This window comes from Veillonella sp. ICM51a, from assembly GCF_000524355.1.
GTDB classification, from domain to species: Bacteria; Bacillota; Negativicutes; order Veillonellales; family Veillonellaceae; genus Veillonella; species Veillonella atypica.
On record NZ_JAPX01000026.1, the window covers coordinates 1 to 12,583 of the forward strand.

6 protein-coding genes are annotated in these 12,583 nt (G+C 36.5%); all 6 read left to right on the forward strand.

Annotation, left to right across the window (positions count from 1 at the left end):
* The coding region (locus tag HMPREF1504_RS10610; protein WP_198017401.1) for a YadA-like family protein at window positions 1-942 on the forward strand (942 nt) is incomplete at its 5' end.
* A gap of 229 nt (window positions 943-1,171) precedes the next feature.
* Window positions 1,172-2,350 carry an ATP/GTP-binding protein gene (locus HMPREF1504_RS04265; protein ID WP_038123689.1) on the forward strand — a complete coding sequence of 393 codons (1,179 nt, stop codon included), beginning with the start codon at window positions 1,172-1,174 and terminating at the stop codon, window positions 2,348-2,350.
* Window positions 2,351-2,369: 19 nt separating this feature from the next.
* Window positions 2,370-2,960, forward strand: a complete 591-nt coding sequence (locus HMPREF1504_RS04270; protein WP_038123690.1) for an RloB family protein — start codon at window positions 2,370-2,372, stop codon at window positions 2,958-2,960.
* 410 nt (window positions 2,961-3,370) lie between these two features.
* Entirely contained in the window at window positions 3,371-4,372 is a 1,002-nt protein-coding gene (locus HMPREF1504_RS04275) for a macro domain-containing protein (protein WP_038123691.1), read from the forward strand.
* Window positions 4,373-4,634: 262 nt separating this feature from the next.
* The gene (locus tag HMPREF1504_RS04280; RefSeq protein WP_038123693.1) at window positions 4,635-5,885 is read left to right on the forward strand and encodes an ATP/GTP-binding protein; all 1,251 of its coding nucleotides are present in this window, start codon (window positions 4,635-4,637) and stop codon (window positions 5,883-5,885) included.
* Window positions 5,886-6,439: 554 nt separating this feature from the next.
* The coding region (locus HMPREF1504_RS04285; RefSeq protein ID WP_038123695.1) for an ESPR-type extended signal peptide-containing protein at window positions 6,440-12,583 on the forward strand (6,144 nt) is incomplete at its 3' end.

Below are 12,583 nucleotides of genomic sequence, written 5' to 3' on the forward strand. Positions count from 1 at the left end.
TCCAATGCGGCTACATCTGAATCCAATGCAGCTACTAGTGCATCTAACGCAGCAACATCTGCGTCCAATGCAGCAACATCTGAATCTAATGCAGCTACTAGTGCATCCAATGCAGCTACAAGCGCATCTAATGCGGCTACATCTGAATCCAATGCAGCAAGCTCCGCATCAGCAGCATCTACTGCAGCATCTACAGCTACAGCAACTGCAGCAGCATTAACTAACTCTGGTATTACTCCAGGTACAAGAAATGGTGCAGGTTCTATGGCAATTGGTGATGGTTCTAAAGCTAATGGAGAAAATGCAACTGCTATTGGTACAAATGCAAAAGCTCTTGCAAAAGATGCAACCGCATTGGGTGCCAACTCTCAAGCACTTGGTCAAAACTCTGTAGCCCTTGGTGCTGGTTCTATAGCTGATCGTCCTAACACAGTAAGTGTTGGTTCTAAAGGCAACGAACGTACTATCACAAACGTGGCACCAGGTAAAATCTCTGCCGATTCTACTGATGCTGTTAATGGCAGCCAATTGTATGACATCCAATCTAATACACTTTCACAAATCGATGCAACAAACGTACGCGTTGACCGTGTAGGTGCAATGAGTGCAGCAATGTCCTCCTTGAAACCTTACTACGTTGACGGCACTGAAAAAGGTCAAATTATGGCTGGTGTTGGTGCATACCATGGTGAAAAAGCATTAGCTCTTGGTTACGGTTATGCTCCTAACGATCGCGTGTTCTTGAACGCATCTGTAGGTATCGCTAAATCTGAACAAATGTATGGCATGGGTGCTACTTTCAGAATTGGTGCTGGTGAAAGCCTAGTTAAGAAGAACAATCAAGCTATGCAAAATCTTCAAGAGGAAAACGATCAACTTCAAGATCGCGTAGAAAAACTTGAACAATTAGTGAACGCATTATTAGCTGAAAAAAGCAAATAATCCACTAACAATCGAATAACGATACCCTTACTATCGTGACCCTGTAGCCAACCTCCCCTTTTTAGGCTACATGATAGACATAAAAACAGCAGATAGCTGGCTATCCCTCAGCCAACTATTTGCTGTTTTTTATGCTTTCATAATAAGCATAGATAATGATAATTGCATAATCTATTTGGTTGATTTACAATGATGATACAAGTACTTTATATAGAAAGGGAGTGATGATTTGCTAATTGACTTTACATTTTCTAATGTACGTTCATTTAAGGATAAGGTAACCTTTTCTATGGAAACAGGTGAGGGTATTACCGCCTATAGTAAAGAGAATACCATTCAACATGATACTGTAGATGCTGTTAAGTCAGCATTTATATTTGGTGGTAATGCATCAGGTAAAACCAATTTATTACGTGCTCTTATGTTACTTAGGATTGTTGTCCTACATGGAACGCTGTCAGAAATTGATCCATTGCCTATAGATACGTATGCTCATGGTAATGATAATACGTATTTTAACATTCGATTTATAAAAAATGATAAACAATTTACGTATACCATAGAATATAATGAGGATTTCGTAGTAGAAGAATCCTTAGTTGTTGACGGTAAAATATTATTTAGTCGAGATACAGAACATGTACATATGCCGGAATCGATTGTATCATTAGAATCTTCTCTGCGCAGAAATCAACCTTTATTATATTTTGCTCAAAGCAATAATGTATTATTGGCAAAAAAAGCTTATGAATGGTTTGCGCTAGATATTTTGTCACCTAGTCTACCAACTAGTAGTATGGATAGTAGAAAAGCATTGCGTGCATTACATGATAACCCACAATTAAAGGATGATGTATTGTATTTCCTTAGGGCTGCTGATTTTAATATACAAGATATTAAAACAGAACTTATTCAGATTCCAAATGAACAAAATATTGACACATCTAAGTCTGTGTTATTGGTCAAATGTGAACATGAAGGTATTAATGGCGACACTTTTAGCATTGAATACGAAGCTGAAAGTATTGGTACCCGTATTTTTTTGATGTTAGCATTAGCAATTTTGCAACGTGATAATCATGGTAAGCTATTTCTTATTGATGAATTTGATCGATCCTTACATCCTAAATTAGTGACTATTTTATTAAAAATTTTTAACGAATGGAATACAACTGAGTCTCAACTGATTGCAACCACTCATGATAATGATATTTTAGATTATGCATTACGAACGGACCAAATATGGTTTGTAGATAAAAATTATTATGGGATTTCAGAATTACATAGTGCTTTTGATTTCAATGAACTAGATATACGAGAAATTAAGAAAAACTACCAAGATGGTGTGTACGGTGGTAATCAAATTGTTAGTGATGCATTGATGAAAGATATTATAGAGTCCGTTTAGTGTATGGGAGGTATTTCATATGGCACGTCAAACGGAAGGTATACCTAAAAAATTCAAAAATCTTTTTATTGTTGATGGTATTACTGAAGAAAAATACTTTAATGCTATTTTTCAACGATATAAATTGTCTGCGACAGAGGTCAAACGTATATCTAATAGTGGTAATATGGCCGTTATTCAAGGCCTGAGTGAAGCACATGGCAAGGAAGAGGCCGAAGGAAAAACTTATGATTACTACTATATTGTTATTGATAGAGATGAATTAACTGAATCTGATTATGATAAAATCTGTAGAGATTTAGCATCTCAGCCTAATGTACAATTAGTGTTTTCTAATATAGCTTTTGAAGTTTGGTTATTAGCTCATTATGATACTATGACAGCACGACCTGTTGATGTATTAAAAGACAGAGAGAATTTAAAGCGAGTATTAGGAAAGAAATTAGGCGTTAAATATAAAAAAGGGGATACCAAACAATTATATAAAATTATGTCTAATAGTAATCACTCAATTGAGTTACCATTAAAAAATACTAGGAATATTAGCAAGATCAATATGGCATATCAATGTACTAATGTAGGTGTTGTATTAAGTCACGTTATAGGCTAGTTGTTATAAAGTTCATGAACAAAATTTCATAATCACTAAAAATCGTCCCGTATGGGGCGATTTTTTCGTTTATACTTTCATAATAAGCATAGATAATGATAATTGCATAATCTATTTGGTTGATTTACAATGAGAGTAAAATTCATGATGGGCTATTATCACGAGTTTCACTTCAAGAGAAGCAAATTGCTTATACTGACATAGCAAATGAAGATATTTTGTCAAAACGAACCGAAAAAGACTTAGATCAGAGTGTACCTTTTAAAGATATTTATACGATTTTTGTACCGAATGAAGATGTCAAAAATCAAGTAGAACTGTTAGTAAAGAACTATAGTACACAAGTACGTGTATCACCATCTTTATTCACCAAGTAGGAAAGAATTAGGATTACATTTGTTAATACAAATATATTTACCTCGCCCGCACAAGCGTTAGTCAACACTGTAAATTGCGAGGGGTATATGGGAAAGGGATTGGCCTATCAATTCAAGCTCATGTATCCAGAAATGAATAAAGACTATGTTAATGCTTGTAAACGAGGCGATGTAGTTATTGGACGCATGCATACATATCAAACTGATGATAAGCTGATTATTAATTTCCCAACTAAAAATCAATGGCGTAAGCCATCTAAAATGGAATATATACAACAAGGTATGGAAGACTTGATTCGTATTATAAAGAAGCGAAAGATTAAATCTATTGCTATTCCACCATTAGGTAGTGGTAATGGCGGCCTAGACTGGAGTGATGTCAGAGATGTATTAATGACTTCACTAGAGTCTGTACAAGATATAGATATCTATATTCATGAGCCTGGAAATTTTGCTTCTAATAAAGCTAAACATAAACCTAAGTTATCATTAGCAGCTTTATTGCTATTAGATATAAAACGAGGGTTGCGGACTGGATTTTTTAATCAAATCACGTTACAAAAAACAGCTTTTTTTATGAATATGAAGCTAACTAAACCATATTTCCATTTTAAAAAATATAAATTTGGTCCTTATGATCACTCCATAGATATCATTAGCCGTAATATTAAGGAATATGTAGAATATCACTCTATACAAGATGTAGAGACAGCCTATCAATCTGTGAAGAATGAAATTATTAGTAAAAGGGTTAATGATGCCTATGAGTCTATGCAAAAGCCTTTACAACAAGCGATTGCATTTGTGAATAGTTTAGCCTCGGTTGAACAAGTAGAATGTGTGTCTACTGTTTTGTTTATCATCCAACAAGCTGATGGTATGACAGAACAAGAGATTATTAATCAATTTAAAGCATGGTCTCAACGTAAAGCTGAAAAATTTACTATAGCCGAAATCAAGGGTAGTATAGAGTTATTATTAGACTCTGGATATATTGAAGAAACGTTGGTGGGCTATGCTCGTATTGTGGCATAGTACATTAGTTTCTGTGTAATGAGTATGAAGCACTTATTCATGAACAAAATTTCATAATCTCTAAAAATCGTCCCGTATGGGGCGATTTTTTCATTTATGCTTTCATAATAAGCAGTGATAATTGCATAATCTATTTGGTTGATTTAGTATAGTCCTATTTGTTATAAATAAGTCTATTTATTTACACTGAAATGAGAAATTTACGTATTTTCTTGTAAATAATGAGGGGCGGTAGTATACTTAAATAAGAGGAGATTTAATTATGCTTATACAATTTTCATATAAAAACTTTAAATCATTTCGTGATGAAGCTATTTTAGATATGACGGCCACACGTGGAAAAGAGTTTGAAGAACATATTATAAAAAAGGGAAACGAAAAAATACTTCCTTTAGCAGCCATTTTTGGGGCTAATGCGAGTGGCAAATCAAACGTATTTTATGCCTTTCAATATATGACAGACTACGTTAAGTATTCATTTGGTTTTGGCGATGATACATTAGAACAATCGCAGATGAAGGTGACTCCATTTTTATTTGACCTAAACTCACCTCATGATGTATCGACCTTTGAAGTCTACCTTACATTACCAAATGATGATAGTGAAAAAGTATATACCTATGGATTTACTGTTAATGAAAGCGGTATTGTGGAAGAATGGTTACTGTGTCGCGCTAAAACGATGAGGAAGGCTAAAACAATTTTTTATCGTAATGAAGAAAAAGGTGCACCAAAATTATCTGGACTATCGGATGGAGAAAAAAATAATCTTACCTTATCATTAGATAAAAGGGCTCTTATTATTTCATTAGGTGCAAAACTTAAAATTAATAAATGTCAATTAATAAGAGATTGGTTTATAAATAATAGATTATCTAATTTTGCTAATTCTGTTGAATCTGCTAAGAAATATCGTTATTTACCACGAGGTTTTACATCAGACATAAAAATACAACAAGATTTAGTTACCTATCTATCTACATTTGATACTAGTATAAAGGGATTTAAAGTAGAACGTATGGATGAAGATAGAGACGGCAAACCTCGATTCAAAATCTTCACAAAACATCAAGTGATTGGTACCAATTCATCACAATGGCTCTCTTTACAAGATGAATCAGCAGGTACATTAAAAATGTTCGCTTTATATCAAGAGATTCAAGATGCATTAGATAATGGCACCGTTTTATTTGTCGATGAATTGAATGCTCGTTTGCATCCTTTGTTATTACGCCATATACTGCAACGCTTTTTAAATCAAGAAACAAATCAACATGGGGCACAACTTATTTTTACTTCTCATGATGTATCGAATATGACTAATGAACTATTGCGTCGTGATGAAATATGGTTTGTTGAAAAAGACAAACATGGATTATCCTCTCTATATTCAATGGCAGAATATAAAGATGGGACTGGTGAAAGTTCACGTAGAGATTTAAACTATATGAAAAACTATTTGTACGGTCGCTATGGAGGTATTCCATATATTAATGATGGAGATAACAAATGAGTATGAAACATTTATTCATGAACAAAATTTCATAATCCCTAAAAATCGTCCCGTATGGGGCGATTTTTTCGTTTTATATTATTTAGAATTATTAATTTGTGCTGCCGGTCAAAAGATGACTAAAAATTAAAAATCCTTATTTTATGCAGATTTCTATCATATCGATGTATGTGAAAGTTATTAAAATGACATAGCGATAGTTTATAAGTAAAACTAATGCAAAAATCGATAAATGTTATAGTAAATCGAATTATATAGAAATAGATAGCGTGTATATAGAGAAAAATACCCATAAAATCAATAAAAATTGAGTTAAAATATAAAATATTTATAAATAAATGTAAAATAATAAAAATATGTGAGGGAAAAATGAAAAAACTATTTACAAGGGCTTTTATATTTGTTATCTTATATATGACGCAAGATGAGGAATAAATGAAACATGTGTTATGTCTCAAATTTAAGGCTTTCACAAACATGGAAAATCTCATCGAACAACATTGTAATAATAAGGATTATAATTGTGTCTTTTTCAAAGGGGGTTCATAGTTTCTATGAATAAGATTTTTAAAGTTGTTTGGAGCAAAACAAAAGAATGCTACGTTGTAGTATCTGAAGTAGCGAAAAACAATGGTGGCAAGAAAAAAGTTTTGGCTAGCGTATTAGCTGGCTTGGCTATGGTTGGTGCTGGCGCTCAAATGGGTACACCGGTACAAGCAGAAGTTAAACTTAATAATAGTGCAGTTAATATTCAACCAGATGGTCTTCCTAATAATGAAAAAAATAGTGTAGGTAAGAACTCTACGGTTGTTGGTTACGCTAATACGACTAATGACCAAAAGGGTACAGTTGCATATGGTGGCTTTAATACTGCAACTGGTAATTCTTCAACTGCTTTAGGTAGTAGTAATACAGCAACTGGTGGCTCCGCCACCGCGATTGGTAGCAATACTGTAGCTAGTGGAGACGCTTCTGTCGCTCTTGGTAATTTATCACAAGCAACTAATAAAGGCGCTATTGCAATTGGTACTCGTACTAATTATGAAACGACTAATACAGCTACTGGTGATGGTCATGGTTTGACTGCTGGTGAATACTCTACTACTGTTGGTGGTTGGAGTAGAGCGACTGGTAAAAATGCAAGTGCTTTTGGTTACACAGCACAAGCTACTGGTGATTATTCTATTTCAGTTGGTGTCGATACTGAAGCTACTAAAAATAATTCTATTGCCATTGGTCGTATGAGTAAAGCCACAAATACTTCAGCGGTAGCCGTTGGCGTTAATAATAAGGCAGCAGGTCAGGACTCTACATCTGTTGGCTCTAGCAATACTGTAAATGGAGATCAATCCTCTGCATTCGGTCGTGAAAACGTAATTGATGGCGCTTCCGTAGCTGGTGCTGTAGCTGTTGGTTACAAGAATAAAGCTTCTGGCGACCGTGCTATTGCAATTGGTGAAGAAAATGAATCTAAAGAAGCCGATACAATCACTATGGGTAATAAAAATACTGCTAACACTGGTGGCGGTATCGCAATTGGTAAAGGAAATACTGCTAACTCTACAGCAGGCGGTGGTAGTGCTGGTATTAACTCTCAAATTGCTATTGGCCGTGATAACCAAGCTGTCGATGAAGATACATTAGCTGTTGGTCGTGAAAATAAAGCGACAGAACGTCTTGCTATGGCGATTGGTAATAGAACTGAAGCAACAGGTGTTGGCTCTATTGCTATTGGTTCTAATGGTGCTCCAGATGGTTCTGGTTTAGTACCTAAAACTATTTCTAGTGGTACATTCTCTGTTGCTTTAGGTGCTCAAACCAAATCAACAGGTACTGCTTCTGTGGCAGTAGGTGGTTTAGCCTCGGCAACAGCTACAAGCGCTACTGCCGTTGGTCATGGTGCAACTGCAAATGAACAAGCGGCTGTTGCAGTTGGTAAAAATGCAACTGTAAATGAACAAGCAACAACATCTACATACACCTATTCTGGCACAGGCGGTGCAGTAGTAGGTGGTGTTAATACATCTACTAAAACAATCCATAAAGGAACTGGTACTGATTCTGCAACCGATATTTATAACTCTGGTGAAGAAGTTGCCATTGGATCTGGTGCAACTGTAAGTGATGAATCTAATGCAGCAGTAGTAATTGGTAAAGGTGCAAAAACAGAAGGCAATGCTCATTACTCTGTAGTAGTTGGTAAAGGTTCTTATGCTAATGCTTCCGATGGCGTTGTAGTAGGTCAAGACTCCTATGTAAAAGCTCGTGAAAGCGTTGCAATCGGTCAAGGGGCTAACGTATCTAATGCAGGAAGTGTTCGTTCCCAAGCTATTGGTTTTGGTGCAACTATTTCTGGTGCAAATGCGTATGACGCATTAGCACTTGGTTCATCTGCTCAAGTCACTGGTGTAACAGGTGGTGTAGCACTTGGTTCTGGTTCTTCAGTGAGCCGTACAACAGCTTCTAATGAGAATGTTGGTTTTAATAGTAAATTCGTAGATGGTACAAAAGTTCGTAATCGTGCATATACTGCTGATTTGACTGGTAATAATGATCAATGGGATTCTGGTTCCATTAATACTGGTGCTGTTTCCGTTGGTAATGATACTCAAAAACGTCAAATCATCAATGTCGCAGCTGGTAACCAAGATACTGATGCAGTTAACGTAGCACAATTGAAAAACGTTGGCGTACGTGTTGGTGCTGATACCAATACAGCTACAATCGGCACAAACAAAGTTGCCGCAGATTTCCTTGCCTACAACGGTCAATTGAACATTAAAGGCGATAACAACCGTGTTACAACTGTGTCCGAAAACGATGCAAACGGTAAAGATGCTAATGTAAATGTTAAATTTGATTACGATGGCTTGGTGAAAGCTAAAGCTGGTTCTTCCGTTACAGTAAATCAAAAAACTGAAGGCGGTAAAACTGTATTCGAAATCGATGCAGCAGCAGGCGGTGCAACTTCCACTGAAAAGGTACAAGCTAAAGCAGACGTAGCTGGTTCCAGTGACAAAAATATTGCTAAAGTGGCACCTAAAGCAGGTGAAAACTTCGGTGATGTTGGTGCAACTTACGAAGTAAACGTATCCCGTAACGACGTAAAAGACGCAGCTCGTGAAGCTGTAACAGTAAATAATGGTGGTACTACAAAAGCTGATGGTTCTTATACAGCTGATTCAAATAATCCTATCTCTGTAACACCAACCAAAGATGATACTAACCATAATACATCTTATGCTGTTACATTCGATGGCGCTAAAGCAGCTAAAGTAATTCCTTTGACTTACAAAGCTAACGGTGCTGGCGATAAAACTGTTACATTAGAAAAAGGTTTAGACTTTACAAACGGTACAAATACTACAGCAGAAATCGGTAACGATGGCGTTGTTAAGTACAACTTAAATAAAGATGTTGATTTAACTAAAGATGGTTCCTTAACAATTGGCGGCACTAAACTTGATAATAATACGGTTACTGTTTCAGATGCGGATGGTATCAGTAGTACATCAATGAGTACTCGCCAAATCAGCGTAGCAGGTACTGACGGTAGTTCTACACTTGCAGCGGCTAATCTCGTTTTAGAGAGAGTTGATGATGGTTCTACTTCTCTTGTCGATACTCATGGTATTACTGCAGAAGCAGGTGGTCGTACAGTATCCTTCACTACAGATGATATTAGTGCTGGTGACCAAATTATCCATAACGTTAAAGAAGGTGTTGCTGACACTGACGCAGTTAACGTAAAACAATTAAAAGAAAATAAAGCTAAACTCGTTGACGGTAAAAATACTACTGTAGAAGGTGATGGTTCTAAAGATTCTCCTTATAAAGTAAATGTTAAAGGTGACTTGGCTGATATCTCCTCCATCACAAATGGCGCTGGTTCTGGTAAAATTTCCTTCGCTGGTGATCAAGTTGTAAAAGTAGACGGCGACAACCCTATTTCCTTAGATGGTAAAGGTGGTTATGTAACTGGCTTACAAAACAAAGATTGGGATATTACTAACCCAACTGTTGTTTCCGGTCGTGCAGCAACTGAAGACCAATTGAAAAAAGTAAGCGATGGCTTCAACAACACAGTTAAATTAACTGGTAATTCTGGTGCTACTGGCACACAAAAATTAAACCAAAGTGGTGGTTTGAGCTTTGGCGTAGTTGGCGCAGATAATGGTAAATACATTAAAACATCTGCTTCTGGTAGCAATGTGGTAGCCGATTTGTCCGATGATGCAAAAGCTAAATTGAACAAAACATACACTGTATCTTCTGGTTCCAAAAACGTAACAGTAACACCTACAATTGTTGGTGATAACACTGATTTCAAAATCACTGTAGCTAGCACAGGTACTACAACATCTTCCTCTTGGAATCTTAATTCTGGTGTAGTGTCAACTACAGAAGGTACTCACGCTGGTGATACGACTCAAAATATTGCTGATACTAAATCTGTAACAATGCAAGCTGGCAAAAACTTGACAGTTACACAAACTAACGATAAGGCTGGTAATACATCCGTTGCATACTCCTTGGATAAAGATATTTCTGTTGAAACTGTGACTGTAACTGGTCAAAATGGTAAAGATGGTAAAATCGGTATCGATGGCAAAGATGGTGTTGATGGTAAAGACGGTAAAAACCGTGTTGAAATCACTGTAGAAAAAGGCGCTAAAGGCGTTGATGGTACAGATGGTCATGATGGAGTTAATGGTCATAACGGCAAAGACGGTATGACTCGTATCGTATACGAAGATAAAGGTGGCAAACAAGAAGTTGCTACACTTAACGATGGTTTGAAATTTACTGGTAATAATGAATCCACTGAAAACAACCATAAACTTAATACACTTGTAAAAGTTCAAGGGGAAGGTACTAAAGAAGGTACTGATGCAACTGGTGCTAAAGAAATTCAAACTTCTGACGGTACTAAATTCGAGTCTGCTGCTGACAACATCGCAGTAGAAGCTGATGGTGTTGATAAATTAACTGTTAAGTTGAACAAAAACCTTAAAGGGTTGGACAGCGTAACAACTAAAGAAATCAAACTTGGTGATGCAAACGATAATATCTCCATTAAGAAAGATGGCGACCGCATTACATACACTACTAACAATGGTGGTACAATAACTACTAATAAAGTAGCTAACCTTGCTGATGAATTACACATTACACCTGGTACATATGAAATTGGTGCAACAAATAAAGATGCAGCTGCTAAAAAAGATGAAGTAACATTGACATACACTGATGGCAATGGTGTTGAAAAAGCAAATACATTTGCAAAAATCAAAGGTGTTGCTAACTCTAATCTTTCCAACATTTCTGATGATGGTAAGAAAGTCATCACTGGTCTTGGCTCCATCGTTGAAGCTGGTGAGAATGTAACTGTTACATCCGTAGCTGACGGTACTACTGGTCAAACTACTTACACTGTAAATGCTGTAACTCCAGCAGTTTACACAACTCCAGATGGTAAAAAATTAACGAAAGATAAAGACGGTAAATTCCATAAAGTTGGTGAAACAGCTGAATATACTGGCGATATCATCACTTCTTTCGAAAACCCTAAAGCAGCAGCTGGTCAAACAACAAAAGATGGTGGCATGATTGTTAACAATATCGGTTCTGCTATTAAAAATCAAAATCCAACAATGCCTGCAGGTCAAACTGCTACATACTTGGATAAATTGAAAGCAGCAGCTGATGCTAATTCTAATGTTAAGAATGCAGCAGTTAATGTATCTGACCTTCATAACACTGCTGAAGCATTGAAAGCTTCTGAATTACACATCGCTCCAACAGATGGCGGTAACGACGCAGATAAAGGTGGCGCAGCATCTGGTAATACTAACCCAGGCGCAGCGACTCAAGCATACAAATACAATGCGACTACTAAACAGGTTGAATTGACATTCAATGATGGTAATGGTAAAGCAGTAACTGGTCCTAAAGCAGTTATTGACTTCTCCGACTTGAACATCCCAGCTCCAACTGCTTCTTATAGCTTCAAAACTAATGCAGATGGTAATGTTGACGGTAACTCTACAGAAACAGAAGTAGCAAGCGGTAAAACTGTAAAATTCGGTGCAGGTAAAAACTTGACTGTAAAACAAGAAATCGGTACTGATGGTAATCATACTTACACTTATGCATTAAACAAAGACCTTACAAACTTAGATAAAGTCGTTGTAAATGGTAAAGATGGTATTGACGGTAAAGATGGTGTATCTATCACTGGTCCTAAAGGTGAAAGTGCGCCAGGTGCAAAAGACGGTCAAGACGGCAAAGTAGGTATTGCTGGTAAAGACGGTAAAGACGCTGTATCCATCGCTGGTAAAGATGGCGTTGGTTACATTGGTTTGACTGGCCCTGCTGGTAAAGATGGTAGAAATGCAACTGCTGACATCACTGTAAAAGATGGTGTTCCAGGCGTTGACGGCCAACCTGGTGAAACTATGACTCGTATCGTATACCAAGATAAAGATGGCAACGAACATCAAGTAGCAACTTATGATGATGGTATGAAGTTTGCTGGTGACGATGGTCAAGCAAACCAAGATACAAATGCACAAGTTATTAAGAAACATCTTAACAACGTTGTAGATATCGTTGGTGGTGCAGACAAAACTAAATTAACTGATAAGAACATCGGTGTTAACAATGTCAATGGTAAGTTGAAGGTCCAATTAGCTAAA